This is a genomic window from Acidobacteriota bacterium (genome assembly GCA_033549365.1).
GTDB lineage: Bacteria > Acidobacteriota > Aminicenantia > Aminicenantales > Saccharicenantaceae > JAWSUF01.
Window position 1 is genome coordinate 74,718 of the sequence record JAWSUF010000003.1, and the last position, 25,106, is coordinate 99,823.

Consider the following 25,106-nt stretch of genomic DNA (forward strand, 5'->3'; position numbering starts at 1 on the left):
CGCTCACTTGCTTTGGGGCTCGGCGCCGACCATGACCCGGTCCTTGATCTGGTCGAACAATTTTTCTCCGATGCCCTTGACCTTCATCAATTCCTCGACCCGCTTGAAGGGACCGTTCTGGGTCCGGAAATCGATGATCCTCTGGGCGATCTGGGGACCGATCCGGGGGAGCTTCTGAAAATCGGCCGCAGACGCCGTGTTGATGTTGATTTTCGGCGCCGCCGCCTGCGCCTCCGCGAGGGCCGCGGAGAACGAGACGAGAAGCAGTCCGAGAACCAGCCACGCCGCGGGTTTGAAACCCGTTCTGTTGAACATGATGACCTCCTTTTCGCCTCCGTTTATTGCGAACGGCGTGCCAGGCGGGCTGGAGATAAAAAACGATTGATAATCAAAGAGATGCGAATTGATGCCGGGCGTTAAGAGTTAATCACGGTTGACGAGCGGCGCAGGCCCGGTTTCCATCCGTTTCCATCTACTCGGTGACCGCTAGATGCCGTTCGAAGAAATGCCGGAGCTTCCTGAGCGCCCGGCCCCGGTGGCTGACGGCGGCTTTTTCCTCGAGCGTCAGTTCACCGAACGTTTTCTTCAGCCGAGGATAAAAAAAGACGGGGTCGTAACCGAATCCCCTCGCGCCCCGCGGAGCGTCGGCGATCCGGCCGCGGACCTCGCCCCGGATTTCGGCAATGATTTCGTCCGAAAACGACAGGGCCGTTTCGCAGACAAACCTTGCGCCGCGCCGCCCGGGCGGGATGCCCTCCAGCAGACGCAGAAGCTTGCGGTTGTTGCGGATATCGTCGGCCCGAGGCGCCGAGAAGCGGGCCGAACGAACGCCCGGATCGCCGTCCAGGGCGTCGACCTCCAGCCCGGAATCCTCGGCCAGAGTCAGACCGGGAAAATGCTTTCCGTAGACCAGGCTTTTCAGGCGGGCGTTGTCCCGGAACGTTCGTCCCGTCTCTCTGACGCCGGAAACCCCGGGCAGATCGTCGAGCGACAGCAGGCGGATCGGAAGACCCTTGAGGGCGGCCCGGATTTCTCGGAGTTTGTTCCTGTTGGATGTCGCGACGAGAATGGGGATGTTATTCAATTTTCAGTTCCTCGATGCCCTGCAGTTTCTGAATCTCCCCGGTGAAGGCTTGCTCTTTTTCCTCGGGAGTCTGGATGGAAAACGTCAGAATCTGCCGGATCTTGGTTTTTTTCACGACCAGCTCATCCATTCGGATACCGAAATGAAAGGCGAGCTTGCGCAAGCCGGACAGAAACTCAGGATTGTCTTTCACTTTGATCTGGAAGCGATAGGGCGATATTTTAAGATCGGCGTCTTCGATCTTGCGGAAGATGACGAGAACGACCATGACCGCTCCGGTGAACAGCACGGCGGGAATGGGGTATCCGGCTCCGATGACCAGCCCGAGGCCGGCCACGACCCAGATCGTGGCGGCCGTGGTCAGGCCGGTGGCTGCGCCGCGGGCCTGGATGATGGCTCCGGCGCCGAGAAAGCCGACCCCGGCGATGACCCCGGCGGCAAGCCGGATTAGAGAGTCGGGAAGCCCGTCCTGGTTTCGGATGATCAGAACGGCCAGGGTCATCATCATGGCCGCTCCGACGCAGACCAGCGTGTTGGTCCGCAACCCGGCGGCCTTGCGGCCGGATTCCCGCTCCAACCCGATGAGTCCGCCGAGAGACACCGCCAGGATGAGTTTGAAGGCGATTTCGAGCAGTTCCATGTTCATCCTCCCGTTCGGCGGTCACGGCCCGGTGTTTTTCAGAAAAGCCAGAAGAAAAAGCGCCGCCAGAAGGAGGGTATAGAGGGCGAATCCGGGACGGATCAAAAGGATTTCGGGCTCCTCCATCACCTCCGATTCGGACAGGGTTTTTCGAAAAAAAAGATAGAAATAGAAGGCCACGAATGGCGAAAGATAGAAAAACCAGACCATCCCGAAAGCGGCGGCGAAATATCCATAAGCGGCGAAAAACACGGCGGCGCTGGCGATCATGCCGATAAAAAGCGACGCTCGCGTGTATTTGCTCAGCGAGGCGCGGTAATCTCCGGCCCGGTCGCCGAGCAGCCGGTATTCCGAAAGTCTTTTGGCGACCATGAGAAAGTTCCCGAAAGCCCACCAGGCGATAAGCAGGGACCACGGCGGAAAAGCGGCGGGAGCGAGGGCATACCAGCCGATGCAGAAGCGAATGGGATTGTTGACGGATTCAGAGACGGAATCCAGGAAGGGGATGTCCTTGGTGCGGACGGGTTTGATATTGTAGACGAATCCGGCGGCGAGAAGGGCGGCCAACGAGAAAAAGAACGGCATATTAAAGAAATGAAAAGCCCCTCCGAGCGCGGCCGCGGCGAAGACCGCGCCCAAGCCGAGCAGGGGAAGCCGGGAGACTTCTCCGGCGGCCAGGGGACGGTTGCGTTTGGTGGGGTGATGGATATCGAAAGGAGCGTCGGCGACTTCGTTGACGGCGTAATTGGCGGTTGAAATCAACCAGGTCAGGAGGAAGGCGCCCGCCAGCCGCAGGGAGATTTCGACCGGGGAAAAGACGGAGAAAGCGCTTTTGTCGAGAAAGAGGAGAGCCGCCGTTCCGATATAAACGGCCGTGCTTCGCGGCCAGCGCTCCAGGCGCATGGCGCGCAGGTAGGCTTTTACGCCGATGGGATCCTCCGCGCGTAGATTTCGAACGAGTCGCCCAGGGCCAATTGTATCGGAATCTTTTCGAAAAAAGAAGCCGTCCGGGGGTTCCTCAAAAGGCCGCGCGTCCAGGCCAGGCGCGACAGGAGATAGCGGGCGCTGAACGTCCAGGCGTATCTTTTACGAAGAACGGGGGCGAAACCCGTGCGGCGGAACAGGGCGTCGAGACCGTGCCGCGAGAAATAAGCCAGGTGAGCCGGCCGGAAGTGCCACCAGCGGCGTCCGGCCAGCCGGGCGGCGAGACTGCGGATGTCCGGAGTCACCAGGCAGAGGATGCCGTCCGGCCTGAGAATGCGGGCCGCCTGTTCCAGGGCTTCGAAGGGCTGGGCGGTGTGTTCGATGAAATCGACCATGGTTACGGCGTCGCAGGATTCCGGCTCGAGAGGGACGGTTTCGAAGGCGCCCTGTTTCAGGGAAATGCCGTAGGTCCGGCGGGCGTGGTCGACGGCCCAGGCGCTGGGCTCGACGCCGTCGGGCATCCAGCCGCGTTCCCGGGCCAGATGCAACAGGATTCCGGTGGCGGCGCCGACGTCCATGAGACGGCCTTTGGCCGGCAGGAGCTTTTCCAGCCGGCGGAGGATGCGCAGGAAGTTTTTGCCGCGGCCGGCGGCTTCGGCGTCGTACAGCGGGTCCTCGATGGCGCCGTAAGTCGCATTGACCAGTTCGGGCGATGGACAGGGATCGGCGAAGATATGGCCGCAGTCGAGACAGGCGCTCAGGTCCCAGGTGATGCCGTAACGGCTGTCGGTGATCTTGAAATCCTCGGGCGTCAGGTCCGCGGCGCGGAAGGCTCCTTTTCGGTAAGGAGACAGACGGATGCCGCCGCAGGCCGCGCAGGCCGCGATGCGCCGGGGCTTTCGATCCTGGGAATCCACGGGTTCGCCTTTCGGCCTTTTGTAGCATTCCGCGGCCGAACCTGTCAATTCGAGATTTCCATCTTTTTGTCAGCGGGGCCGCGGGCATGATAAAATACGCCGAAAACGCGAGAGACAAGACAAAGGAGAGCGGACATGTCGACGAAGATCAAAAATATTCATGCCAGGGAGATCCTGGATTCGCGCGGCAATCCGACCGTCGAGGTCGATATCCTTCTGGAGAACGGCTCCAAGGGCCGGGCGGCCGTGCCGTCGGGCGCATCGACCGGAATTTTCGAGGCGCTGGAACTTCGCGACGGCGACAAGAGCCGTTACCTCGGAAAAGGCGTTCTCAAGGCTTGTGAGAACGTCAACACCGCAATCGCCGCGGCCGTCCGCGGCCTGGATGCGCTCGATCAGGCCGGTCTGGACCGGGCCATGATCGATCTGGACGGGACGGAAAACAAGAGCAAGCTCGGGGCCAACGCCATGCTCGGCGTCAGCCTGGCCGCGGCCCGGGCCGCCTCGGCTTCCCGGGGCATGTCCTTGTACCGTTACCTGGGCGGCGATGACGCCCGGCGGCTCCCGGTTCCCATGTTCAATATCCTGAACGGCGGTGTCCATGCCTATTGGCAGAGTACGGATCTTCAGGAATTCATGATCGCCCCGGTCGGCGCCCCGAGCTTCAGCGAGGCCCTCCGCTGGGGAGCCGAAACCTATCATGCCCTGCGCGGCGTGCTCAAGGACGGCGGATACTCGACGGGGATCGGCGACGAAGGCGGATTCGCCGCCGCCTTCAAGAAAAATGCCGAAGCCGTGGAAACCATTCTCCGGGCCGTCGAAAAGGCGGGCTACAAGCCGGGCGAGCACATCGGCATCGTCATCGACGCCGCGGCATCGGCGTTCTACGAAGACGGGATCTATCACCTGAGGACGGAAAAGCGCAAAGTCAAATCCGCCGAAATGGTCGAGTTGTATGCGGATTGGGTGAAAGCCTACCCCATCCTGTCCATCGAGGACGGATTGGACGAGGAGGACTGGGACGGCTGGGCGCTTCTTACGAAAACCATCGGGGACACGGTGCAGATCGTCGGCGACGACTTGCTTGTCACCAATGTCAATCGGATCCGTCGCGGCATCGAAGAAAAGGCGGCCAACTCGGTCCTCATCAAGCTCAATCAGATCGGGACGCTGACTGAAACGATCGCCGCCGTGGACATGGCCCGGAAAGCGGGCTGGACGGCGATGGTTTCGCACAGGAGCGGTGAGACTGTGGACAGCTTCATCGCCGATCTGACCGTGGCCCTGGGAACGGGGCAGCTCAAGACGGGCGCGCCCTGCCGCGGCGAGCGCGTCGAGAAATACAACCAGCTCCTGCGCATCGAGGAGGAGCTGGGGAAAAGCGCTGTTTATGCCGGTCGTTCGGCCTTTTAGCAAATCTTGCTTGGCTTTGGGAAGTTAATAAGCGCGCTCTAAGGCTTAAGCTTCTTCGAAAAACCGATAGAAACGGCCCTACAGTTTAAAGACATGATTGCAGAAGAGAAGGGATAAAGGAGTCATCGATGGAGAGGATGTTCAATTTGAAAACCACATCAGTGTTTCTTGCCGCGGTATTGGGTTTGCTTGTTTCGGCCCCCTCGGCCGTTTCAGCTTTGCCGGTTGACCCATTCCTGTTCCGGCCGCAAATGTTTTCCTGGGCCGGTCCGGAACCGGCGCCGCCCGTTTCCCCGTCTTTTGCGCAAGAGCCCGGAAGATCCGATTCGTCCGGCAAGGCCCAGTCCGGGGATTCCTCCCCGGCGGTGACGGCCTCCAAATCCGTGAAACTCTCCGGATACACCCAGGTCCAGTTCAATCACCTGGAGATCGGAAACGACACCTTCACCATCCGCCGGACGCGGGTGGCCCTGACAGGGGAGGCGTCCCGCGGCATCAAGTTCAAGTTTCAGACGGATATCGCCCGCACCCCCATCCTCCTCGACGCCAATGTCGATTTCGTCTGGTCCGGCGTTCTGAATCTCCGCGTCGGTCAGTTCCAGGTCCCCTTCAGCATGGAAAATCTGACGCCGAGTTCGAGCCTGGACACCATCAATCGTTCCCGGCCGGAAGAGACGCTTGTGCCCAGCCGGGACAACAAGGCCCTGGGCCGGGACATCGGCGCCATGCTCTTCGGATCGACCGGAATTGTTGAGTATGCTTTCGGCGTTTTCAACGGACCCGGCATCAATCAAAAGGATAACGACGACCATAAGGATCTGGCCGCCCGGCTCGTTCTGCGTCCGGCCGGGTTTCTGCATGTCGGGGTCTCCTATTACGATGGAAAGCGCCCGCTGACCGCCGGAGACGCCCTTGTGGACCGGGACCGCCTGGGTTTCGAAGGCGTCATCCGGCACGGCGGTTTGGCCCTCAAGGGGGAATACATCTCGGCGTGGGACGACGACATCCGCAGGAATGGATGGTATGTCCAGGGTGTCTATGACATCCTTCCCGGAAAGGCCCAGGCCGTCCTCAAATACGATGTGTTGGACGCTGAGGGCGGTTTGCCCGGACGAAGCACATCCCTATGGACGGCGGGCGTCAATGTCGTCCTGGCCGACAAGGCAAAATTTCAAATCAACTACGAATATTATCGGGGGGTGAACGGCGGGCGCGACAATTCGGCCGTCTTGGCGTTTTTACAGGCGGGCTTCTGAAGCTAGACTTCGATTTCCAGACGGTCGAGGAAGATGTCGCGGCCCTCGAGGATTTCGAGGTCGTTTCCGTCGCATCCCGTGCAGGCGAAGACGGGTTCCTCGAGTTCCATGATTATGCCGCAGGCGCGGCAGCGGACTTTGAGAGGAACGAGGATGACTTCAAGGGAGGCTTTTTCTGCGAAGGTCCCCTTCTTGTAGGCATCGAAGGCGGTTTCCAGGAGTTCGGGGACGACGCCCGAAAGCCGGCCCACCCTCAGCCGCACGAAAGTGACGCTCTTAGCGTCCTGTTCCCCGGCCTTTTCCTCGAGGATGGGGAAGAGCCCGGCGATGAGCGAGAGTTCATGCATGGCCGGATCTCAGCGCGGCGAGCGCGGAATCGAAATACCGGACAAGGTCGTCGATGCCCTGCCCGGTCACGGCCGATGTCACGAAGACCTGAAGCTTGGGATTGATTTCGAGGGCTTCCCGGGCGGCGCGCTCCGGATCGAAGGGCAGATAGGGAAGGAGATCGGCCTTGGTCAGAATCAAACAGTGCGACGAGAGGAAAGCCTCGGGGTATTTTTTCGGTTTGTCGTCGCCCTCGGGCGCGGAGAGGAGGACGCAGCGGACCGACTCTCCTAGGTCGTAGGCGGCCGGACAGACGAGATTGCCGACGTTTTCGATGAACAGGAAATCGAGCTCGGCGGGGACGTCGGCCAGGACGCGGCCGACCATCTTGGCGTCGAGGTGGCAGGCCCCGCTTGTCGTGATCTGCCAGGCGGGGATGCCCTGGGCCCGGATGCGCTCGGCGTCGCGCTCGGTTTCTAGGTCGCCTTCGATCACGGCCATCCGCCGGGTGTCCTTCATGGCCGCGGCCAGGCGTTCGAGAAGCGAGGTTTTCCCCGACCCGGGCGAACTCAGGAGATTGACCCCCAGGATGCCGCGCTCGACCATTTTACTCCGGATGGAAGCCGCGATTTTCTTGTTCGACCCGAGCAGGTCTTCGAGAACGAGGACGTCTTTTTTTTCCATGCCAAGCAACCTATTTTAAGAACTGGAGGAGGTGGTCGAGGGCGGCGCGGCAGTTCCGCTCGGTCTCCTCGCAGAGTCCCTCCCCGATTTCCCAGTCGGAACCGCCGATCGCCAGGACGTAAGCCCGAGGCAGGCGGCCGTAGAGTTCGCCGCAGAGGGCCAGCACCGCCTCGGGCAAAAGATGATGGGTGGTCACGGCCGCCTTGTATTCCGGCTGGATTTCCGTAAAGGTGAAGGGCGCGCCGAGATCGACGGCGGCGTCGACGAAGACGACCGTGTCGTGTTCGGAGCAGTCCAGGGCGTCCTCGATTCCGAGCTGGTAGTTGGCGTCGCAGACGACACCGGGGATCTTGTGCTCCTGAAGACGCTCGACAAGGACCGCCCCGGCGCCGTCGTCGCGGCGGCCGGGGTTGCCGATGCCGATGACCAGGGTTTTCCGGTTGTTCAGCGACTCTTCCTGTCGATGACCCGTCCGGCGGCGTCCTGGAATTCGATTTCGAGCGGCATTTTTCCGAGAGCGTGGGTGGCGCAGCTCAGGCAGGGGTCATAGGCCCGGATGGCCACCTCGACGCGGTTCAGCATGCCCTCCGTCACCTCTTTTTGACCGGAGATCACGTTGTCCGCAACCCAGGAGACGGCCCGGTTCATGGGCTCGTTGTTGTTCGTCGTCGAAACGATCAGGTTGGCCATGACGATCTGGTCGTCTTCGTTGATCCGGTAGTGGTGGAAAAGCGTTCCCCGCGGCGCCTCGATGAGGCCGATGCCCTCGGGGACCTTTTTGCCCTTCCGGACCAGATTCGTGCCGAGGACATCGGGGTCGTTCAGAAGATCGCGGATGACTTCGGCCGAATGGAGCAGCTCGATCAGACGGGCCCAGTGAGTGTGGAGCGACATGTTGTTGGGTTTTCCGGCGGTCACGGCCTTGAACGCCTCGAATTCCTTTTGGGCCAGCGGCGAGGGGATGAAGTCGCAGGTATTGAGCCGGGCCAGAGGTCCGACGCGGTACCAGCCATTCTCCTTGCCGAGCGACTTGAGATAGGGGAACTTCATGTAGCTCCAGGACCGGACCTCTTCGCCGATGTGTTCCAGATAGTCCATGTAATCGACGTCGTTGAGAACTTTCCGGCCTTCGGCGTCGACCGCCCTCAGCACGCCGTGGTAGAAATCCAGGGCGCCGTCCTTGCGGACGAGGCTGAGATGGTTGGAGGGGAAGGGGGCGAAGGTGTCGATCAGGTCCTTGTTGGCCTTGTAGTAGGACTTGAAGAAATCGACCGCTCCCTGGGACCACTCGACAATTTTGTCGGCATTCAGGGGGTCGGCGCCGTTCAGCAGCCGTTCCTTGTCCTCAGGGCTGAGATTACGGTTCATGCCGCCCGGGATGGCGCCGGTGCCGTGGATTTTCTTGCCGGCCGTGGCCAGGATGACTTCCTGCCCGTACTTGCGGAGCATCACGCCCTGCACGGCCAGGTCCTTGTGTTCGAGGGCGACGCCGATGACGTTGCGGATCTCCGGGTCGGCGTCCATGCCGAACAGAAAATCGGGCGAACAGAGATGGAAGAAATGGAGAGCGTGGGACTGGAGCATCTGGCCGTAATGCATGAGACGGCGCATTTTGTCGGCCGTCGGGGTCAGGTCGTCCGGTCCCGTGCCGACGATGACGTCCATGGCCTTGGCCGCCGCCAGGTGGTGGCTGACCGGGCAGATGCCGCACAATCTCTGAACGAGAACGGGCGCTTCCCAGTACGGACGTCCCTGGACGAAGCGTTCGAATCCTCGGAACTCCACGATGTGGAATCGCGACCGGGTGACGCGGCCGGCGTCGTCGACCAGCAGGGTGACCTTGCCGTGGCCTTCGACCCGGGTGACGGGTTCTATGACGATTTTTCGGCCCATAAGTTACCTTCCTTCAGTCATATTTTAGCATGTCGTAGGAAATGTTCAGGGGACGGCCTTCGAGGAGCGCGGTCAGCGCTTCCCAGATGATGTCGGCCGACGGCGGGCAGCCCGGCAGGAAGTGGTCGATCTTGACGACCTCGTGCAGGGGATAGACGCGGTCCAGGATGACCGGCAGGTCCTCGTCGTTGGGAATGAGCCGGTCCTCAGGGGCCACGGTCACGCTGTGGAGGTAAGCCTCCTCCAGACATTCCTTGATGGGGATGCCGTTCCGCATGGCCGGCAGCCCGCCCATGACGGCGCACTCGCCGACGGCGACGAGGATTTTGCAGTTCTTGCGGAATGAGCGGAGAACCTCGACGTTTTCAGTGTTGCAGCAGCCGCCCTCGATGAGGCCGACGTCGCAGGGCCGGGTGAACGTCTTGATGTCGTTGATCGGAGATTTGTTGAAGTCGACGAGCTCGATGAGCTTCAGAATCCTTTCGTCGATGTCCAGGACGGACATGTGACAACCGAAACATCCTGCCAGGGACGCGGTGGCGATTACGGGCTTGCTCATGACATTCTCCTCAGGCTTTCTCCGCGGTCTCGCTGCCGATGGGCGCCGCGTCGAATTTGCGTTTTCCGATGGGAACCGCGAACCCGACTTCCTTTTTCAGGATGGCCCCGACCGGACAGATGTCCATGGCCTTTTGGGCCGTCTCTTCCGTGAGCCGCGGGCCGAGTTCGGGGTCAAGGCCGATCCGGACTTTTCCGGACCGGTGGAGCAGGGCGAAGATCAGCTTGTCGTCCTTGGTCTTGACGGCCCGGACACAGCGCAGGCACTGGATGCAGCGGTTGTGATCCAGAAGAAGGTGGGGGCCGGCGGCTTCGATTTCGCGCCGGGGCCACAAGTAGGGGAAACGCGGCGCCAGGATCCCGTAGCGGTAGGCCAGGGCCTGGAGTTCGCAGTTGCCGCTCTTTTCGCAGGTCGGGCACATGTGGTTGCCCTCGACAAAGAGCATCTCGATCAGGGCGCGGCGCATGTCCTCGAGGTCGGGTGCGGTGTTTTCGATGATCATGTCTTTGCCGATGGGCTGGGTGCAGGCGGCCATGAGGCGCCCGTTGACCCGGACCGTGCAGATGCGGCAGGCGCCGACGGGTTTCAACCCGTCATAATGGCAGAGAACGGGGATATAGACGCCGTTGTCGCGGGCGGCTTCCCAGATGGTCTGCCCGGCTTTGGCCGTGCAGGGTTTGTCGTCGATCGTGAACCGGATCTCAGCCATGGTGGGTCTCCTCGCAAAACGTTCTGTCGGATGCCTCGCAGGCCTCCTGTGCGGCGGCCGTGAGATCGAAGTCCGGGGCGAATCCCGTGTCCTTGCGGATCTTCGCCTCGTAGAGAGGCCGGAAATTTTCCAGCGTGCTCAGGATGGGATTGGGCGATGTCTGGCCCAAGCCGCAGCGGCTGAGGGCCTTGACCAGGCGTCCCCACTCCTCGATATTTTTGAGGTCTTCGGCCGTCCCCATCCCTGCGACGATTTTTTCGAACATCTTCAGAAGGAGGACATTGCCGGCCCGGCAGGGGACGCACCAGCCGCAGGACTCCTCGACGAAGAATTCGAGGAAGTTGCGGACGATGTCGAAAATGTCCCGGTTCGGACCGAAGACAATGATCGATCCCCCGGTGGCCAGGTCGGCGAAACAGATCTTGCGGTCGAATCCGGTCCGGGAGATGCAGCAACCCGATGGTCCCCCGACCTGAACGGCCTGGGTGTCGGCCGCCCCGACAAGATCCAGGAGTTCGCGGACCGTCATCCCGTAGGTGATTTCGTAGATTCCCGGCCTCTCGCAGTCTCCGGAGACGCTGAGGAGCTTGGTTCCGGCCGAGGTGACCGTACCCATGGATTTGAACCAGGCTCCGCCTTGAACGATGATCTGGGCCGCGGCGCAGAGGGTTTCGACGTTGTTGACAGTGGTCGGTAACCCCATGTATCCGACCTGGACGGGGAAAGGCGGCCTGTCACGGGGTTCTCCTCTCTTGCCCTCCGCCGACTGGAGAAGGGCGGATTCCTCGCCGCAGATGTAGGCGCCGGCGCCGGTCTTGATGACGATATCGAAATCGAACCCCTTGCGTCCGGCGATGGATTTGCCCAGAATGTTGTCTTTCCGAAGTTCGTCCAGAACGGCTTCGAGATGGGCTTTGAGATAGGAATACTCCGAGCGAAGGTAAAGGATTCCCTCCATGGCGCCGGCGGCATAGCCGGCCACGGCCATGCCTTCGAACAGAAGCCGGGGAAGCTCGGTCAGAATGACCCGGTCCTTGAACGTGCCCGGTTCGCCTTCATCGGCGTTGCAGACGACGTAGCGGCGGGGGCCCTGTTCCTTCCGGCAGAACTCCCACTTGAGGCCTGTGGGGAATCCCGCACCGCCCCGGCCGAGAAGATTGGCCTTCTTGATCTCTTCGATGACCTGTTCGGGCGTCATTTCGGCGGCCTTGCGGACGGCCGAGCCCGGCGTAAAGGGACCGAAGAGGACCGGGCCCTTCACGCGGATGTTGTTCTGAACCATGGCCCGGACAAGGTCGGATTGATTGGCGCCGTCGCCCAAGGCTTCGACCATGTCTTCCACGGAACGGCCGGCTTTCATGCCTTCGACTAGCTCAGCGGCCTTTTCAGGCGTCAGCCGGGTGAAGATGACTCCGTTAATGACGGCGGCGGGCTCCTGGTCGTTCATTCCGATGCAGGACGTGTCGAAGAGTCCGATCCGGCCGTCGGGCGTCGTTTCTCCGAAACGGCAGCCGGCGGCCTTTTCAAAGGCTTGGGCCACGGCGGCCCGGCCGGCCATGACCGAGGTGATGGCATTGTTGAGATACACGGCGTACGCGCCCCGCGGAGAGGACGAAAAGAAGTGATAGAAGGACACGACGCCCTGCACGTCGATTTCGGACAGATTGAGATGTCGGGCGATTTCCCGGACGGCTTCAGGGGGGATATGGCCTTTGGGGGAATGAACCTCCCTGATGATATCCAGGAGTTTATCCCTGGCCTTCCCGTGCTTGAGGATGACGGACGTGATGTTTTCCATGTCTCGACCCCTTGACGATGAAAATTTGTGTTTTCAAAGAAAGGGATTAGTCTATCATAAAATCTTTTAGGGTCAAGCATTATTCCCCGGGGTACGAAAAAGACTTGCAAATCGCGGGTATTTTCCTTAATAATAACTTAGATCATGAGTGGAGGAGGTCCAATGAAAAAGAAGAGTCTAATCATCGTGGCCGCTTTTTTGGCCGTCTTTGTTCTTCAAGGATGTACAACAAAACCCGAACAGAGTCTTCTGAAAAGCTATTTCAACGCCGTTTCGCTCAAGGACAACACGACCATGGCTTCCATGGCGCTGGAGCCGATGGCGCTGGAAGCCGACAGCTGGGAGATCGTCCGCTCCAGTGAAGAATCCATCGAGCCCGCGTTTCTGCCGGAACTGGATCGGATCGAGGTGGAACTGAGAAAGACCATGGAGGCCAACATCGGTCCGACCGTCGACGCCAAGGACGAGCTCGACTTCGCCAAGGAGGACCTCGACGCCGCCCGGACTGCCGCCGCCCGCAATGCCGCCCGGAAGAAAGTCGAAGAGCTTCAGGCGAAATACGACGAGATCTACGAACGTCACCGGGCGCTTCAGAGGGAATACAACGATGCCCGGGCCGCCGCCGCCAGAGAAGAGGAGATCACCCGCTTCTCGCTGGGCGCCCGGGATCTTCCCAATGCCCGGAGCCTGACGGGCAGCGTCCATATGAAGGATGTCGATGTCAAGGTCGTCAAGGACGGCGTGGAGAGAACGCACCGGCTGAACCTGAGGAAATACGACCTCAGGGACGAGGCCATGGGTCTCCATCACCGGGGCCGTTGGATCATCGTCCGCTTCGAATCTCTCGACTGATCGAAAACAAAACTCTTGACGGCGGAGCGGGGTTCCGCTATAAATATTGCTTCATCTCCGGGCCGTTAGCTCAGAGGGAGAGCACCGGCCTTTTAAGCCGGGTGTCGCTGGTTCGAGTCCAGCACGGCTCACGGTTTGCGCCCCTGTCGTCTAGTCAGGCCCAGGACATCGCCCTTTCAAGGCGGTAACACGGGTTCGAATCCCGTCGGGGGCGCTTTTTTATTCCCCGCCTTCTTCCCAGGTTCCCGAGTCTGGAAGCGGCTTTGCCGCTTGATCTTCGCAATGAGGCGCGGTTTTTCGTCGCCGGCGACGCCACAACCAGAAGACCCAGGCGGCCGGAATCTGGTAGATGGCCAGGATGACGGGGGCGAGAATCAGGTCGTAGATATTGAAGCCGGGCAGAAAAAGGGCCAGATAAAGCGCGATTCCTCCGAGGGACAAAAGGACCGCCGCCGCCGGCATCAGGATATCGAACGCTTTTTTCATGCCTGGAAGGAAAACGTCCCGGTTCGAAATATCCGGAGGCAGGAGTCGACGACGTCGGCGTCGTAAAGTTTGCCCCGGTTTTCCTCGATTTCCGAAAGAGCCTTCTCAATGCCCTGAGCCGGCCGGCTGGGTCGATGAGAGGACATGGCTTCGACGGTGTCGGCCACGATCAGGATCAGCGCCTCGGGCAGGATGTCGTCGCCGGCGAGTCCCGAAGGATACCCCGAACCGTCCATCCGTTCATGGTGTTGAAGGACGATTTGGGCCAGCGGCCAGGGAAATTCGACGTCTTTCAGAATGTCGTAACCGACTTGGGGGTGGGTTCTGAGAATGGCATATTCGAGCTCCGTCAGTTGGCCGGGCTTGGTCAGGATTTCCACAGGGACGCAGATTTTCCCGATGTCGTGGATTTCTCCGGCCAGCCCGATGCCCTGTACCGTCTCGGGGGAGAAATTCATGTCGCGGGACATGGCCACCGCCAGCTGTTTGACCCGGCGCTGATGCCCGGCCGTATAGGGATCCCGAGTTTCCACGGTTCTCGAAACCACCTCGATAATGCCTTCCAGAGCCCGGCGGAATTTATTCCTGTTGTCCTTGATGTCCGCCTCGGTTTTTTTCCTCAGGCCGATATCCCTGAACGTGATGACTTGACCGACGGTTTCCCCCGAGTTGTCGATGATGGGGTCGACCGTACGTTCAATGGGAGTGCGCCGGCCGTCTCTTGTGGTGAGGATCCGCTCGTCCTCGAGAAGATCGGCGCCGGACGGAAAAAGGGCGTTCCCGGCGTTCGGACGGGCTTCGACGGGGGAAAAGACATTTTCGAGCGGGGCCTGCCAGGCTTCTTTGGTGCTCCAACCGGTGAGTTTTTCGGCCGGAGTATTCATGAACGTGATGTTCCCCGATTTGTCCGTGGCGATGAGTCCTTCCCCGATGCTCCGCAAAAGGGTGGACAGCCACTGCTCTCTCTCCCGCAGCCGGTTTTCCATCCGGGATTTGTAAAGCGCCATTTCGATGGTCGTCTGGAGTTCCCGGCTCTCAAAGGGCTTCAAGAGGTATCCGAATGGCTCGCTGAGCTTGGCGCGCTGAAAGATTGTATCGTCGGCATAGGCCGTCAGGTAAACAACAGGAATGCCCCAGGATTCCCAAATCCGCTCGGCCGCGGCAATGCCGTCGATTTTCCCTTTGAGCACGATGTCCATGAGGACGAGATCGGGCTGTTTATCCCGGGCGGTCTTGAGGGCTTCCTCGCCCGTGGTGACGATGCCGGAGACGCTGTGGCCGAGGCTGATCAGCATATGCTCAAGATCCCGGGCGACCAGGCTTTCGTCTTCGACGACAAGAATCCTGATGGGCATGTCTGTCTTCCGATCAGGTCGAAAGGACGGGCGGTTCCGTTTTGGCGATACGAATGGTGTTCCGGCCCGCTTCCTTGGCCTCGTACATGGCCAAATCGGCTTTTTTCTTGAGCGTTTCCGCGTCCAGGCCGTCGGCGGGATAAACGGCGATTCCGATGCTGACGGTGACGGCGATTTCCCGGGAATCGAGGATGAAGGCTTTCTGAACCGCCTTCAGGAGGCGGGCGGCTACCGTGTGGGCGAAACGGGGATGGGTCACTTCGGAGAGAAGAACCATGAATTCATCACCGCCCAGCCGGGCCACGGTATCGGTTTCCCGGATGCCCCGGGACAGGCGGCCGCCCACGTGCTTGAGAAGTTCATCTCCGGCGGCATGTCCGTAAGAATCGTTGACTTTCTTGAAATAATCGAGATCCAGCATGAACACGGCGAGCATGTGATTTCGCCTTCGGGCATTGGACAAAGCCAGATTCAACCGATCATCGAAAAGGGTGCGGTTGGGGAGATCCGTGAGGGGGTCGTGGATGGCCAGAAATTCCAGACGCTTTTCATTGATGAGTCTGTCGGTGATATCCCGGAAAACGATGACCGATCCGTCGAGATGTCCCCGGTCATCCCGAATCAAGGTCGTATGAAATTCGATGGGAACCTTTTGGTGCCCCCGCCACAGAAAAAAACTTCGGGTGTCCTGGTCGCGCAGGGTTCCGTCGCGGATTTTGGCAAAAACATCGCGCAGAGGCGGGGCGGATTTATCGGAAGAGATCATGAAAACCTCTTCCAGACCGCACCCCAGGTTGGAAACGATATCCCGTCCCGTCAGTTGTTCGGCCATGGTGTTCATGAAATTGATGCGGCCTTCGGCGTCCGTGGAAATGACTCCGTCGGCGATGTTCGTCAAAACGGTCGAAAGCCAACGTTCCTTCTCCATGCGCTCCTTGTCGATGGCGTGCTTGTAGAGGGCGATTTCGACTGCCGTGTAAAGATCCCTTTCTTCAAAAGGCTTGAGAACATAGCCGAACGGCTGGGTGATCTTGGCCCGCTTCAATGTGGATTCGTCGGCGAAGGCGGACATGTAGACCACGGGGATGCCGTATTTATTCCGGATTTCGGTTGCGGCGCCCACCCCATCCATGGTGCCTTTGAGCATGATGTCCATGAGAACGAGATCGGGATGGATGTCTTTGGCTTTGCGGATGGCCTCCTGGGCAGAGGACACGATGGCCGGAACCTCATAGCCCAGACCCGTCAGCATGTTATAGATGGATTTGGCGACGAGACTTTCATCTTCGACGACAAGAATTCTGGCTTTGCTCATTCCCAAACTTGCTGAAGAATCAAAGGTTCCACGTCTTTGCGCCTCATCATATCAATATCGAATGGCATTGTCAAAAACGGTCCCGCCGTTCGTTCTGGTGGGCGGTACTGGGTTCGAACCAGTGGCCCCCGGTTTGTAAGACCGATACTCTACCGCTGAGCTAACCGCCCGCCCGGCGTCTTCCGCCGCCGAACGGTCCTAAGGTAGAGAATTCCTCTTGAACTTGTCAAGTTCCGCGTTTTCACGCACAGCTTCGGTCCCGGGACTGTGCGCGTGTCGAGAACGCTGAGTCGGCTTCCGCTTTGCGGGCTCGGGGAGATCCCTTCTCAAGACGTGTCCGGTCCCCGGCTCTATCCTTCCACTCCGGCTCCGAAACCGTGCGTGAAAACTCCAAGATTTTTTTTCTTTCTTCTTATTTGGAGTTTTCCCCCTTCGGGCAAGCCAATCTGGCCATTCCGGCTTCGTCGCTGCCTGTTCGACGTAGTTCAACTACGCCCTCACAAACTGCATCCTTGCCGGAACGGCCATCTTGGCCTGCGCACAGTCCCGGTTCCCGGGTCTCGCTCTCCTCGACCTGTGGTCTCGGATCCGTGCCCGCTCGACCCTCCGACGGCTTGCTCAGGGATCTCCCCTGCGCCCCGCGAAAGCCTCCTTGCGGTGGAACTTAAAGGTGCGACGAAGCCGACGCGGCAAGATCGGCTTGCCCGGAGGGAAAAAAGCGCCTTAGAAAAAGAGAGAAATAAACAAGGCGCTTTTTTCGCACGGAACCGTCCCCGAAGCTGTACGCGTGGCGAGGTTGCCGTTTCGACAAGGAAGCAGTTCCCGAAGGCGTAGTGAGGCTACGTCGAGGGGGCTGCGACGCAGTCGGAATGGTGAGATCGGCACGCCCGAAGGGTGAAAAAAGCCGAATTGAGTTAAAAGAAAAACCCGGCTTTTTTCACGTACAGCTTCGGGAGGGAATTGACATGTGGGGGGGCGTTGTGCTAAATTTACGATCCCAGAACCTTATCTGAATGAAGGATTAAACCATGTATGCTGTCATCAAGACGGGCGGAAAGCAGCATCGCGTTACGGAAGGCGAAATGCTCTCTGTTGAAAAGATCGAGGCCGAAGAAGGCCGGTTGGTTGATTTCGACCAGGTTCTTTTGATTGAGAACGGAGATGACATCCAGGTCGGAGCCCCGATTTTAAGCGGCGCCGTAGTCCGTGCGGAGGTTGTCGAAAACTACAAGGACAAAAAAGTCATCGTTTTCAAGAAAAAGAGAAGAAAAGGATACAAAAAAACACGGGGGCATCGCCAGCATCTGACCAAGATCCGGGTGGAAAAAATCATCCCCGATGTGTCTCTCCTTGCCGAGGAAGAACGCGCCGCATCCATTCCGGCGGTCGAGGTCGTCGAAAAGAAAGCGGCGCCGGTGAAGGCCGCGAAAACCCGGAAAAGCCCGGCTCCGGCCGCCAAAAAGGCCAAGGCGGCTCCGAAAAAAACGGAGACATCCCCTTCCGAAAAGAAAGCGGTCGAGAAACCTGCGGCGAAAAAAGCCGCCAAGCCCCGGGCCGTGAAAACGGCGGCAAAGACAACGGCCAAGCCGGCCAAAAAGACACAGGAGTAACCGATGGCTCAGAAGAAAGCAGGCGGCAGCGCGAAAAACGGCCGGGACAGCATCGGCAAGAGACTCGGCGTCAAGCGTTTTGGAGGCCAGTCCGTTTCGGCGGGGAGCATTCTCGTCCGCCAGAGAGGGACGCCCATCAAGGCCGGACTGAATGTCGGCCGTGGAAAAGACGACACGTTGTTCGCTTACATATCCGGGGTCGTTCAATTCGAGGACAGGGGGAGACGAGGCAAGTTTGTATCCGTCCTTCCTTCCTGACAGGCCGGGAGATTCCGACAGGCGGTCGGTCGTCTTCGGGACAAGCGAAAGGGCGCATCCGGGGGTGAGGCCGACCGTTGTTTGTTGACCAAGTCAGCGTTCATCTTCGCGCCGGCAAGGGTGGGAATGGTTGTGTGAGCTTTCGGCGGGAATACCGCGTGCCCAAGGGGGGGCCGGACGGCGGGCGCGGCGGCGACGGAGGCAGCGTCTTTCTGGAATCGGATCCGAATCTCAACACCCTGGCTTTTTTCCGTTTTCATCCCATCAACAAGGCCCGAAACGGCGCCCATGGAGAGGGCGGAAACCGATCCGGAAAAAGGGGGGAGGACCTCATCCTCAGGGTTCCCGTGGGAACCGTTGTCAGAGAGAAATCCGACGGCGCGGTGCTTTTCGATTTTCTCGAGGCCGGCTCCTCCTGGTGCGCCGCCCGGGGGGGAAAAGGCGGCCGGGGCAATGCCTCCTACGCGACATCCACCCGTCAGGCGCCCCGTGTATGGCAGCCCGGCGCACCGGGAGAGGAAAAGGACCTGATTCTCGAACTCAAGCTGATCGCCGATGTCGGCCTGGTGGGTTTTCCCAACGTCGGAAAATCCACTCTGATTTCGCGCATTTCCGCCGCCCGACCGGTTGTCGCGGATTATCCCTTCACAACTCTCATCCCCCATCTCGGCGTGGTCGATATCGGCAGATTCCGGAGCTTTGTCGTGGCGGACATCCCCGGTCTTGTCGAGGGGGCTCACATGGGGCACGGCCTGGGCACCCGTTTCCTGAAGCATGTGGAACGGACAAAAATTCTGGTTCATCTTGTGGATGTGTCGCCGCTTTCAGGCCGGGATCCCGTTGAAGATTTTCATGTCGTGATGCGTGAACTCGAATCCTTCAATCCCGAACTCGCCCGAAGACGCCAGATTCTGGCGGCCAACAAAATCGATCTGGCCGATGACCCGAAGCATCTCGATGCGGTCCGCAATCTGGCCGTCCGGACCGGGCTTCAGTTTTTCCCCATCTCGGCCCTGAAGAAACAGGGACTCCGGAGGCTGGTTTCGGCCATGGCCCGGGAGCTGGAGGACGACTGAGTCGATGGCGAAAACGTCCGGAAAAAAAACAGGGCTGTTCGGAGGAACGTTCAATCCCGTTCACACCGGCCACCTCCAGGCCGCCCGGGAAATCCTGGGCCGGTTTGCCCTGGAGCGCATTCTTTTCATTCCATCGAACATTCCCCCTCACAAGTCGCTTCGTGATATCGCCTCGGCCGCGGACAGGATGGAAATGGTCCGGCTGGCCTGTGGCGCGGATCCACGATTCGTGGCATCCGACATCGAAGTTGCGGCCGGCGAGACTTCCTACTCCATTGTGACGCTCGAAAAGCTCCGGCGGATCTATCCGGACACGGAGTTTTTCTTTCTTCTCGGCGCCGATGCCTTTCGCGACATCAGGACCTGGCGGGAGCACGACCGGGTGATGGAGGTCTGTCGCTTCATTGTGATGACGCGGCCGGGCACGGATTTGTCGGCCGCCGAAAATGTTCTTCAGGGGAAATGGAGGGAATGGACCCGGCGCCTGGCCCCTGAAGAATGCCCGGAAGACGCCGATTTGACCGGGTTTCGGATATTTTTAACGCCCATCCGGGCCCTCGATATATCCGCCACGGAAATCCGGCGATGCATCCGAAAGGGCGGCGATGTTCGCGACAGGCTTCCCGGCCCCGTCGCCGCCTATATTCAAAGCCGGGGACTCTACAGGGAGAGTGGAAACGCATGACAGAAAAACCAACCCGGAAATTGACCAAACGGAGTCTGCCGATCGAGGTCCGATCGGCCGTGAAGGCCGGCCAGGAAAAGAAGGGCGAAGACATTGTCGTTCTCGATCTCCGGGGGCTTTCGTCATTTACCGACTTTTTTGTCATCATGACCGGACATTCCGCCCGGCAGAACGTCGCCATGGGCGATCAGATCCGTGTTGAACTCAAAAAAAAGAATCTCCTTCCGCTGGGAGTTGAGAAAGGCGCCAAGGCCGATTGGTTCCTGATGGACTACGGGTTCTTCATCGTCCATATCTTCACCCCGGCTTCAAGGGAATACTATGCCCTGGAAAAACTTTGGGGGGATGCTCTCCGGCTTTCCTATCACGCGTGAGTCGACAACTCGCCAATCTCCCGTCTTGACTTGACAACGGCGGTCCGGCACCGTATCTTGTATGAACTTTGCCCATGAGAATCAGGTTCGTCTGGCCGGGAAAAACCAAGTCCAACGATCTCCGATCCCTGGAAGCGGCGTACCTGAAGAAGATCCGTCTCCGGGCCGAATGCGAGATTGTGGAAACGCGGGCGGCTCGGGGGATGGATGAAAAGCGGCCGGACCGGATTCGGGAATTCGAAGCCGGGGGACTTGAAAAACAGGTCGGGGGAGATTATATTATCTGCCTCTTTCACGAGGGTCGGGAAATGACATCCGATGAATTCGCCGGGTTCCTGGATCGAACCGGAGCGGCCGGAGGACGCCGCTTGGCCTTTGTCGTTGGAGGGTTCCTGGGTCTTGACGAAAATTTCATGAAAAAATCGGATTTTCGATTGTCGCTTTCCAAGATGACGTTTTCTCACGAGTTGTCGAGAATTCTTTTGATGGAACAGGTCTATCGAGCCATGACCGTTTTGAAAGGACAGAACTATGCCAAGTAAAAAAGAGTTGAAGACGGCCAAAAAGATGACGAAGAAGGAAAAAGACGGCATCCTGCGCGATCTCAAGGAAAAAAAAGCTTCCATCGTCAAGAGAATCAGCCAATTCTATAACGAAAGCAAAGAGATGGAAACGAACACCGCGCAAGACCTTGTCGACAAGGCCGAAAGTTCCTATACCAAAGAGTTTCTGCTGAGCCTTTCGGATGCCGACAGAGAAAACCTGGAATTGATCGACGCGGCCATCAAGAGGCTGGAGAGCGGCGATTTCGGCGACTGTCAACTCTGTGGAAATGTCATCGGAAGCAAGCGTCTGAACGCCCTTCCCTGGACCCCCTATTGCATCGATTGTCAGGAAAAAGTCGAAAACGAAACCCAAAACACTTGAGATCCCGGATCCTGAAGATCCCGGCCGCGGTTCTGCGAGCCGCCGGCCTTCTTGTCTTCCCTTCCGTATGTAAAAGATGTTCCCGCTTTCTGGAACGCCCCGAAGAAAAGGTTGTCTGCACGGAATGCCTGGCCGGGCTTCGTCCATGGCCGGGCGCCGTGTGCGGGAGCTGCGGGCGTTTTCTCGATTCCGCGGAATCCCGGCCGATCTGCCTTTCCTGCCTGACGGATCCGCCGTCCTGCCGGATTCATCGTTCGTTCGGCGCTTACACCGGCATTCTCAAGGATCTCATTCTGCTTCTCAAGTATAAAGACTATGCGGTGCTGGGCCCGGCATTGGCCGGATGCCTTTACGACAGCCTCCGGGATGACGCCGAGCTGTGGTGCGATGCGGATGTCCTGATTCCGGTGCCCCTGCACCCGAAAAGAGAAAGGGAACGCGGATTCAACCAGTCCCTGATCATCGCCCGGGAGCTCGGCAGAAAGACGGGAATTCCCGTGGACAAAGGCTGTCTTGTCAAAACACGAAATGCTCCGCCGCAGACCTCCCTGGAGGCCAAGGCGAGGGCCGGGAATGTCCGGGGAGCCTTCCGGGTGAAAAAGCCGGCACGGATCGCCGGAAAATCGGTTGTTCTTGTCGACGATGTCTGCACGACGGGGTCCACCCTCCGGGCCTGCGGCGAAGCACTTTTGGAGGCGGGGGTACAGGAAGTGCGGGCCATCACCCTCGCCCGCACCCTCTAGTTTCGGGCGCGGGCGGAAAAAGCGCCAAGTTTTCTTTCTCTTCTTCAAGGCGCTTTTTCCCCTACGGGCGAGCCGATCTCACCACATCGATTTCGTCCCGGCCTGCTCGACGTAGCTCAACTACGCCTGCGCAGTCCGCAACTCATCGCTGCGGCAACCTCGACTCGCGCCCGCACCCTCTAGTTTCGGGTGCAGGAGAAAAAAAAGCCCCGGCCGTCAAGCCGGGGCTTTTTCAATGGCTGAGGCGCGTTACTTCTTTTCGGCCTGCTGGGTCTTGAGAATCTTCACCTTGCGGGGCTTCAACTCGGGCTTCTTGGGCATGTGGATCTTCAGGAGTCCGTTTTCATGAGCGGCCTTGATGTTTTCCTGATCGACATACTGGGGCAGCGTGAACGACCTGACAAACGTCCCATAAGCGCGCTCGATCCGGTGATAGTTTTCCTCTTTTGTCTCGTGCTCGAACTTGCGCTCGCCTTTCAAGGTCAGAACATTGTCCTCGATGCTGAGCTCGACATCCTTCTCATCCACCCCGGGGATCTCGGCGCTGAGAATGAGCTCGTTGTCTTTCTCGTAAATGTCCACGGACGGAGACCAGGATCCGCTGATCATGTCCCTCTCATCCCCACGGGAAGCCGCAGCATCCTCGAAAAGCCGGTTCATTTTTTCCCTCAGGGTCATCATATCCCTGAAAGGATCCCATCTGATGATAGCCATTTTTTAACCTCCTTATATCTTAGTGTGATAATAATATAATATCTAAGTGCAAAAATGTCAAGTATTATATAAATAATATTATAGGTATTTAATCAAAGAGTTTTTTTGGTAAGAGAAAGGCTGCCTATTCCCGGGCTGAACGTCCGGCGCCGCCGATCAGCACGACGGTTTCGCCTTTGAGTTGACCGAGCCGGGATTCTTCGGCCAGGCTTTCGGCGGACCCTCTGATGAATTCCTCATGGATTTTGGTCAATTCCCTGGCGATAACGACCGGCCTGTCGCCGAGGACGTCTCGAACGGCCTCGAGAAAATTCGCCGCTTTTCTTGCGGGAAGATAGAAAACGAGGGTTCCTTTTTCCCCGGCCAGGGATTCGAGAAGCTTTTTTTGACCGGCCGCCTTTGGGGGCGGAAAGCCGAGGAAAAGAAAACGGTGAGCCGGCAGTCCCGAAGCCGAAATCGCGGCGGTCAGCGCGCACGGACCCGGGATGGGAATGACTTCGATCCCCCGGTCAAGGGCGTCTCTCAAAAGGGGGTAGCCGGGGTCGGATATCGCCGGAGTTCCCGCGTCCGTCACAAGGGCGATGTCGCGGCCGGATTCGAGGAGGGACAGGATTTGGGGGATCCGCCGGCTTTCGTGTGGCTGGTAGTAGCTGATCAGTCTTTTTTTGATTCCGTGGCTGTTGAAGATTTTAACCGTTCGGCGCGTGTCTTCACAGGCGACGGCTTCGACATCCCTGAGGATGCGAAGCGCCCGCAAGGTGATGTCCTCGAGGTTGCCGATGGGAGTGGCGACGACGAACAGGCGGCCTTTTTTCGGGGACGGACGATCGTCCGGGGCCATGGTTCAGTCCTCCCGGTCGTGGGCGTAGAGAAAATCGTGGCCGATCGTCCGGAAGGAGATTTTGGCGATGGGCGGAAGTTTTCTCTTGAACTCCGATTTTTTCATCATGGAGACGATGCGGTCGATGTCCGCCGGGTTGAGGCCGGATGCGGCGGCTTCCGTTCGGGATTTGCGACGATCGACAAGTTCGTAAAGTATGCGATCGATGGTTTCGTAGGTCAATCCGATTTCATCCTCATCCGTCTGGCCCGGCCAGAGTCCGGCCGTCGGGCGTTTGGACAGACAGCGATCCGGAACGCCGAGCCGGCGGGCCAGGGCTCGGACCTGAGTCTTGTAGAGATCGCCGATGGGATTGAAGGCACTGGCCATGTCGCCGTGCAGGGTTCCGTAGCCGATCAGGAGTTCGGTTTTATTGCTCGTTCCCAGGACAAGGGCCTTTTCCCGGGCCGAATGGTCGTAGAGAATGGACATTCGTTCCCGGGCCATCTTGTTGCCCTTCAGAACCCGGTTTGTCGTCGGGTGCGCGGCGAAATAGGCCTCGATCTGGGGTGAGATGTCGATCGTTTTTGTCCGGATTCCGAAGGTTGCCGCAACGTCCCGGGCGTCGGCGACCTCTTCGGGAAAGGCTTGGCCCATGGGGAGGATCAAGCCCAAAACGTTGCGCGGACCGAGGGCGCGGGAGGCCAGCCCGGCGCAGACCGAAGAGTCCAAACCCCCACTCAAGCCGAGGACGGCTTTGCGGAAACCGGCCCGCCTCCATTCGTCCTTGATGAAACGCGTCAGGACCTTTTCGACGAATTCTGGATCAATCTTCATCCGTGCGGAGAATCCTTTCGAGGGACCGGGCCACGGCATCGGGCCGGTCTTCTCTTTTAAAACTCCGGGACCGGCGGGCCGAAGCGACGGCGTCAAGCGATATGTCGTGAAGGAGAAAGTCGTCGTCGAGATAGGCGGCCCGGGCCTCGAGATTTCCGTCGGGACCGTAAATGAACGAACCGCCGGCGAATGTCATGCCGTCCTCGACGCCCGTCCGATTGCAATAGACGACGAAGGCCGTGGAAAAAAACGCCTGGGCCTCGCCCATGAGTTCCCACATCCGGCTGGTCGTGAAGGCGCCCTTTCCGGATGACCCCCGGCCCGGTGCGGCGGATATGGCGATCATGATTTCGGCTCCGTCCGCAAACAGGGAATAGCCGGAACCGGCACTCAGAAAATCCCGGCAGATCATAAGTCCCGTCCGGCCGAAAGGCGCCGATAAAGCGGAAAACGAGCGTCCGGCGGCGAAAAACCGGGCTTCCTCGAACATCCCGCCGGTCGGGAGAAAAACCTTGCGGTGAATATGAAGAAGCTTTCCTCCGGCCAGGCAGGCGGCCGCATTGTAAACCAGACCCCGGGCCCGCGGGGTTTCTTCGACGAAGCCGAAGATGACGGCGATTCGACGGCTTTCGTTTCGCAGTTTGCGGAAAACCGGGCTGCGGTCGGGATTCAACGCCACCTCAGCGGCGAGATCCCGAAGATGATATCCGGTCAGGCTCAATTCCGGAAAAACAATCAAATCGGCGCCCTCTTCGGCGGCCGTTTCAATGTGTTCCAGATGGGTCTCGAGATTTTTCGGGATATTTCCAAGAGCCGGAGCGAATTGAGAAAGAGCGATTTTCATGATCTC

Annotated in this window: 30 protein-coding genes and 3 tRNA genes; 13 read left to right on the plus strand and 20 right to left on the minus strand. The window is 59.2% G+C overall.

The features are described from left to right. Nucleotides 1–3 precede the first annotated feature (3 nt). The 5 genes from SCM96_05580 to SCM96_05600 all read right to left on the minus strand — a co-directional run bounded on the left by SCM96_05580 (nt 4) and on the right by SCM96_05600 (nt 3,613). Nucleotides 4–315, minus strand: coding sequence for a helix-hairpin-helix domain-containing protein (locus SCM96_05580; GenBank protein ID MDW7760094.1), 312 nt, complete (start codon nt 313–315; stop codon nt 4–6). A 157-nt stretch (nt 316–472) separates the two neighbouring features. After that, nucleotides 473–1,084 (minus strand): RdgB/HAM1 family non-canonical purine NTP pyrophosphatase, encoded by a 612-nt coding sequence (gene rdgB, locus SCM96_05585; protein MDW7760095.1) that lies wholly within the window; start codon nt 1,082–1,084, stop codon nt 473–475. Continuing rightward, a complete protein-coding gene (locus SCM96_05590) occupies nt 1,077–1,724 on the minus strand; it encodes an MgtC/SapB family protein (GenBank protein ID MDW7760096.1) in 648 nt (215 codons plus the stop codon). The genes rdgB and SCM96_05590 overlap by 8 nt, the downstream gene beginning before the upstream one ends. Nucleotides 1,725–1,745: 21 nt before the next feature. Next, a complete protein-coding gene (locus SCM96_05595) occupies nt 1,746–2,627 on the minus strand; it encodes a UbiA family prenyltransferase (protein MDW7760097.1) in 882 nt (293 codons plus the stop codon). Nucleotides 2,628–2,644: 17 nt separating this feature from the next. Continuing rightward, entirely contained in the window at nt 2,645–3,613 is a 969-nt protein-coding gene (locus SCM96_05600; GenBank protein MDW7760098.1) for a class I SAM-dependent methyltransferase, read from the minus strand. An 87-nt stretch (nt 3,614–3,700) separates the two neighbouring features. On the opposite strand from SCM96_05600, the gene eno reads away from it, so the two are divergent. Both eno and SCM96_05610 read left to right on the plus strand, forming a co-directional pair. After that, a complete protein-coding gene (eno, locus tag SCM96_05605; GenBank protein MDW7760099.1) occupies nt 3,701–4,978 on the plus strand; it encodes a phosphopyruvate hydratase in 1,278 nt (425 codons plus the stop codon). A 146-nt stretch (nt 4,979–5,124) separates the two neighbouring features. After that, the gene (locus SCM96_05610; GenBank protein MDW7760100.1) at nt 5,125–6,234 is read left to right on the plus strand and encodes a porin; all 1,110 of its coding nucleotides are present in this window, start codon (nt 5,125–5,127) and stop codon (nt 6,232–6,234) included. A 2-nt stretch (nt 6,235–6,236) separates the two neighbouring features. On the opposite strand, the gene hypA is transcribed toward SCM96_05610, so the two are convergent. From hypA to SCM96_05645, 7 genes are read right to left on the minus strand one after another with little or no spacing between them, the layout of a single operon-like run. Continuing rightward, nucleotides 6,237–6,581 (minus strand): hydrogenase maturation nickel metallochaperone HypA, encoded by a 345-nt coding sequence (hypA, locus tag SCM96_05615; protein MDW7760101.1) that lies wholly within the window; start codon nt 6,579–6,581, stop codon nt 6,237–6,239. Next, nucleotides 6,574–7,245, minus strand: a complete 672-nt coding sequence (gene hypB / locus SCM96_05620; GenBank protein ID MDW7760102.1) for a hydrogenase nickel incorporation protein HypB — start codon at nt 7,243–7,245, stop codon at nt 6,574–6,576. The genes hypA and hypB overlap by 8 nt, the downstream gene beginning before the upstream one ends. A 10-nt stretch (nt 7,246–7,255) precedes the next feature. After that, nucleotides 7,256–7,786 carry a hydrogenase maturation protease gene (locus tag SCM96_05625; GenBank protein ID MDW7760103.1) on the minus strand — a complete coding sequence of 177 codons (531 nt, stop codon included), beginning with the start codon at nt 7,784–7,786 and terminating at the stop codon, nt 7,256–7,258. Beyond that, on the minus strand, nt 7,690–9,138 hold the full coding sequence (locus SCM96_05630) for a Ni/Fe hydrogenase subunit alpha (protein MDW7760104.1): 1,449 nt from the start codon (nt 9,136–9,138) through the stop codon (nt 7,690–7,692). Before SCM96_05630 ends, SCM96_05625 begins: the two co-directional genes overlap by 97 nt. A 13-nt stretch (nt 9,139–9,151) precedes the next feature. Next, the gene (locus SCM96_05635) at nt 9,152–9,697 is read right to left on the minus strand and encodes an NADP oxidoreductase (GenBank protein MDW7760105.1); all 546 of its coding nucleotides are present in this window, start codon (nt 9,695–9,697) and stop codon (nt 9,152–9,154) included. A gap of 10 nt (nt 9,698–9,707) precedes the next feature. Then, the gene (locus tag SCM96_05640; protein ID MDW7760106.1) at nt 9,708–10,406 is read right to left on the minus strand and encodes a 2Fe-2S iron-sulfur cluster-binding protein; all 699 of its coding nucleotides are present in this window, start codon (nt 10,404–10,406) and stop codon (nt 9,708–9,710) included. After that, nucleotides 10,399–12,204, minus strand: a complete 1,806-nt coding sequence (locus SCM96_05645) for an NAD(P)H-dependent oxidoreductase subunit E (GenBank protein ID MDW7760107.1) — start codon at nt 12,202–12,204, stop codon at nt 10,399–10,401. Before SCM96_05645 ends, SCM96_05640 begins: the two co-directional genes overlap by 8 nt. Before the next feature lie 162 nt (nt 12,205–12,366). Here SCM96_05645 and SCM96_05650 point away from each other — a divergent pair, with 162 nt between their 5' ends. The 3 genes from SCM96_05650 (at nt 12,367) to SCM96_05660 (ending at nt 13,270) form a co-directional block, all read left to right on the plus strand. Next, on the plus strand, nt 12,367–13,056 hold the full coding sequence (locus SCM96_05650) for a hypothetical protein (GenBank protein ID MDW7760108.1): 690 nt from the start codon (nt 12,367–12,369) through the stop codon (nt 13,054–13,056). Between the two features lie 59 nt (nt 13,057–13,115). After that, nucleotides 13,116–13,187, plus strand: a tRNA-Lys gene (locus SCM96_05655). Between the two features lie 8 nt (nt 13,188–13,195). Then, nucleotides 13,196–13,270 (plus strand) — tRNA-Glu (locus SCM96_05660). Between the two features lie 5 nt (nt 13,271–13,275). On the opposite strand, the gene SCM96_05665 is transcribed toward SCM96_05660, so the two are convergent. The 4 genes from SCM96_05665 to SCM96_05680 form a co-directional block, all read right to left on the minus strand. Further along, nucleotides 13,276–13,542: a hypothetical protein gene (locus SCM96_05665; GenBank protein MDW7760109.1), complete on the minus strand. Its 267-nt coding sequence runs from the start codon at nt 13,540–13,542 to the stop codon at nt 13,276–13,278. Then, nucleotides 13,539–14,897 carry a response regulator gene (locus tag SCM96_05670; protein ID MDW7760110.1) on the minus strand — a complete coding sequence of 453 codons (1,359 nt, stop codon included), beginning with the start codon at nt 14,895–14,897 and terminating at the stop codon, nt 13,539–13,541. Before SCM96_05670 ends, SCM96_05665 begins: the two co-directional genes overlap by 4 nt. A 13-nt stretch (nt 14,898–14,910) precedes the next feature. Further along, nucleotides 14,911–16,212, minus strand: coding sequence for a diguanylate cyclase (locus tag SCM96_05675; protein MDW7760111.1), 1,302 nt, complete (start codon nt 16,210–16,212; stop codon nt 14,911–14,913). Nucleotides 16,213–16,307: 95 nt separating this feature from the next. Next, nucleotides 16,308–16,382: transfer RNA gene (locus SCM96_05680), tRNA-Val, on the minus strand. A gap of 858 nt (nt 16,383–17,240) precedes the next feature. On the opposite strand from SCM96_05680, the gene rplU reads away from it, so the two are divergent. The 8 genes from rplU to SCM96_05720 all read left to right on the plus strand — a co-directional run bounded on the left by rplU (nt 17,241) and on the right by SCM96_05720 (nt 21,885). Continuing rightward, nucleotides 17,241–17,822: a 50S ribosomal protein L21 gene (gene rplU, locus SCM96_05685; GenBank protein ID MDW7760112.1), complete on the plus strand. Its 582-nt coding sequence runs from the start codon at nt 17,241–17,243 to the stop codon at nt 17,820–17,822. A gap of 3 nt (nt 17,823–17,825) precedes the next feature. Continuing rightward, a complete protein-coding gene (gene rpmA / locus SCM96_05690; protein MDW7760113.1) occupies nt 17,826–18,080 on the plus strand; it encodes a 50S ribosomal protein L27 in 255 nt (84 codons plus the stop codon). Nucleotides 18,081–18,157: 77 nt separating this feature from the next. Further along, nucleotides 18,158–19,156 carry a GTPase ObgE gene (gene obgE, locus SCM96_05695; protein MDW7760114.1) on the plus strand — a complete coding sequence of 333 codons (999 nt, stop codon included), beginning with the start codon at nt 18,158–18,160 and terminating at the stop codon, nt 19,154–19,156. Nucleotides 19,157–19,160: 4 nt separating this feature from the next. Continuing rightward, nucleotides 19,161–19,841: a nicotinate-nucleotide adenylyltransferase gene (nadD, locus tag SCM96_05700; GenBank protein ID MDW7760115.1), complete on the plus strand. Its 681-nt coding sequence runs from the start codon at nt 19,161–19,163 to the stop codon at nt 19,839–19,841. Continuing rightward, a complete protein-coding gene (gene rsfS, locus SCM96_05705) occupies nt 19,838–20,215 on the plus strand; it encodes a ribosome silencing factor (protein MDW7760116.1) in 378 nt (125 codons plus the stop codon). The genes nadD and rsfS overlap by 4 nt, the downstream gene beginning before the upstream one ends. Before the next feature lie 74 nt (nt 20,216–20,289). After that, nucleotides 20,290–20,757 (plus strand): 23S rRNA (pseudouridine(1915)-N(3))-methyltransferase RlmH, encoded by a 468-nt coding sequence (locus tag SCM96_05710; protein ID MDW7760117.1) that lies wholly within the window; start codon nt 20,290–20,292, stop codon nt 20,755–20,757. Beyond that, nucleotides 20,747–21,142 carry a TraR/DksA family transcriptional regulator gene (locus tag SCM96_05715; protein ID MDW7760118.1) on the plus strand — a complete coding sequence of 132 codons (396 nt, stop codon included), beginning with the start codon at nt 20,747–20,749 and terminating at the stop codon, nt 21,140–21,142. The genes SCM96_05710 and SCM96_05715 overlap by 11 nt, the downstream gene beginning before the upstream one ends. Continuing rightward, nucleotides 21,139–21,885: a ComF family protein gene (locus SCM96_05720; protein ID MDW7760119.1), complete on the plus strand. Its 747-nt coding sequence runs from the start codon at nt 21,139–21,141 to the stop codon at nt 21,883–21,885. The genes SCM96_05715 and SCM96_05720 overlap by 4 nt, the downstream gene beginning before the upstream one ends. Nucleotides 21,886–22,134: 249 nt before the next feature. Here SCM96_05720 and SCM96_05725 read toward each other — a convergent pair whose 3' ends face one another. The 4 genes from SCM96_05725 to SCM96_05740 form a co-directional block, all read right to left on the minus strand. Beyond that, nucleotides 22,135–22,599 (minus strand): Hsp20/alpha crystallin family protein, encoded by a 465-nt coding sequence (locus tag SCM96_05725; GenBank protein MDW7760120.1) that lies wholly within the window; start codon nt 22,597–22,599, stop codon nt 22,135–22,137. 124 nt (nt 22,600–22,723) lie between these two features. After that, on the minus strand, nt 22,724–23,440 hold the full coding sequence (rsmI, locus tag SCM96_05730; protein ID MDW7760121.1) for a 16S rRNA (cytidine(1402)-2'-O)-methyltransferase: 717 nt from the start codon (nt 23,438–23,440) through the stop codon (nt 22,724–22,726). A gap of 3 nt (nt 23,441–23,443) precedes the next feature. Then, nucleotides 23,444–24,256 carry an NAD+ synthase gene (locus tag SCM96_05735; protein ID MDW7760122.1) on the minus strand — a complete coding sequence of 271 codons (813 nt, stop codon included), beginning with the start codon at nt 24,254–24,256 and terminating at the stop codon, nt 23,444–23,446. Next, nucleotides 24,246–25,100 carry a nitrilase-related carbon-nitrogen hydrolase gene (locus tag SCM96_05740; protein ID MDW7760123.1) on the minus strand — a complete coding sequence of 285 codons (855 nt, stop codon included), beginning with the start codon at nt 25,098–25,100 and terminating at the stop codon, nt 24,246–24,248. Before SCM96_05740 ends, SCM96_05735 begins: the two co-directional genes overlap by 11 nt. Nucleotides 25,101–25,106: the final 6 nt, after the last annotated feature.

What these genes read in the sequence shown, in the direction of transcription:
- SCM96_05580 (MDW7760094.1), bottom strand. Translation starts at nt 315, where the DNA reads ATGTTCAACAGAACGGGTTTCAAACCCGCGGCGTGGCTGGTTCTCGGA.
- SCM96_05590 (MDW7760096.1), bottom strand. Translation starts at nt 1,724, where the DNA reads ATGGAACTGCTCGAAATCGCCTTCAAACTCATCCTGGCGGTGTCTCTC.
- SCM96_05595 (MDW7760097.1), bottom strand. Translation starts at nt 2,627, where the DNA reads ATGCGCCTGGAGCGCTGGCCGCGAAGCACGGCCGTTTATATCGGAACG.
- eno (MDW7760099.1), top strand. Translation starts at nt 3,701, where the DNA reads ATGTCGACGAAGATCAAAAATATTCATGCCAGGGAGATCCTGGATTCG.
- hypA (MDW7760101.1), bottom strand. Translation starts at nt 6,581, where the DNA reads ATGCATGAACTCTCGCTCATCGCCGGGCTCTTCCCCATCCTCGAGGAA.
- hypB (MDW7760102.1), bottom strand. Translation starts at nt 7,245, where the DNA reads ATGGAAAAAAAAGACGTCCTCGTTCTCGAAGACCTGCTCGGGTCGAAC.
- SCM96_05630 (MDW7760104.1), bottom strand. Translation starts at nt 9,138, where the DNA reads ATGGGCCGAAAAATCGTCATAGAACCCGTCACCCGGGTCGAAGGCCAC.
- SCM96_05635 (MDW7760105.1), bottom strand. Translation starts at nt 9,697, where the DNA reads ATGAGCAAGCCCGTAATCGCCACCGCGTCCCTGGCAGGATGTTTCGGT.
- SCM96_05640 (MDW7760106.1), bottom strand. Translation starts at nt 10,406, where the DNA reads ATGGCTGAGATCCGGTTCACGATCGACGACAAACCCTGCACGGCCAAA.
- SCM96_05645 (MDW7760107.1), bottom strand. Translation starts at nt 12,204, where the DNA reads ATGGAAAACATCACGTCCGTCATCCTCAAGCACGGGAAGGCCAGGGAT.
- SCM96_05650 (MDW7760108.1), top strand. Translation starts at nt 12,367, where the DNA reads ATGAAAAAGAAGAGTCTAATCATCGTGGCCGCTTTTTTGGCCGTCTTT.
- SCM96_05665 (MDW7760109.1), bottom strand. Translation starts at nt 13,542, where the DNA reads ATGAAAAAAGCGTTCGATATCCTGATGCCGGCGGCGGCGGTCCTTTTG.
- SCM96_05670 (MDW7760110.1), bottom strand. Translation starts at nt 14,897, where the DNA reads ATGCCCATCAGGATTCTTGTCGTCGAAGACGAAAGCCTGGTCGCCCGG.
- SCM96_05675 (MDW7760111.1), bottom strand. Translation starts at nt 16,212, where the DNA reads ATGAGCAAAGCCAGAATTCTTGTCGTCGAAGATGAAAGTCTCGTCGCC.
- rplU (MDW7760112.1), top strand. Translation starts at nt 17,241, where the DNA reads ATGTATGCTGTCATCAAGACGGGCGGAAAGCAGCATCGCGTTACGGAA.
- rpmA (MDW7760113.1), top strand. Translation starts at nt 17,826, where the DNA reads ATGGCTCAGAAGAAAGCAGGCGGCAGCGCGAAAAACGGCCGGGACAGC.
- nadD (MDW7760115.1), top strand. Translation starts at nt 19,161, where the DNA reads ATGGCGAAAACGTCCGGAAAAAAAACAGGGCTGTTCGGAGGAACGTTC.
- rsfS (MDW7760116.1), top strand. Translation starts at nt 19,838, where the DNA reads ATGACAGAAAAACCAACCCGGAAATTGACCAAACGGAGTCTGCCGATC.
- SCM96_05710 (MDW7760117.1), top strand. Translation starts at nt 20,290, where the DNA reads ATGAGAATCAGGTTCGTCTGGCCGGGAAAAACCAAGTCCAACGATCTC.
- SCM96_05715 (MDW7760118.1), top strand. Translation starts at nt 20,747, where the DNA reads ATGCCAAGTAAAAAAGAGTTGAAGACGGCCAAAAAGATGACGAAGAAG.
- SCM96_05725 (MDW7760120.1), bottom strand. Translation starts at nt 22,599, where the DNA reads ATGGCTATCATCAGATGGGATCCTTTCAGGGATATGATGACCCTGAGG.
- rsmI (MDW7760121.1), bottom strand. Translation starts at nt 23,440, where the DNA reads ATGGCCCCGGACGATCGTCCGTCCCCGAAAAAAGGCCGCCTGTTCGTC.
- SCM96_05735 (MDW7760122.1), bottom strand. Translation starts at nt 24,256, where the DNA reads ATGAAGATTGATCCAGAATTCGTCGAAAAGGTCCTGACGCGTTTCATC.
- SCM96_05740 (MDW7760123.1), bottom strand. Translation starts at nt 25,100, where the DNA reads ATGAAAATCGCTCTTTCTCAATTCGCTCCGGCTCTTGGAAATATCCCG.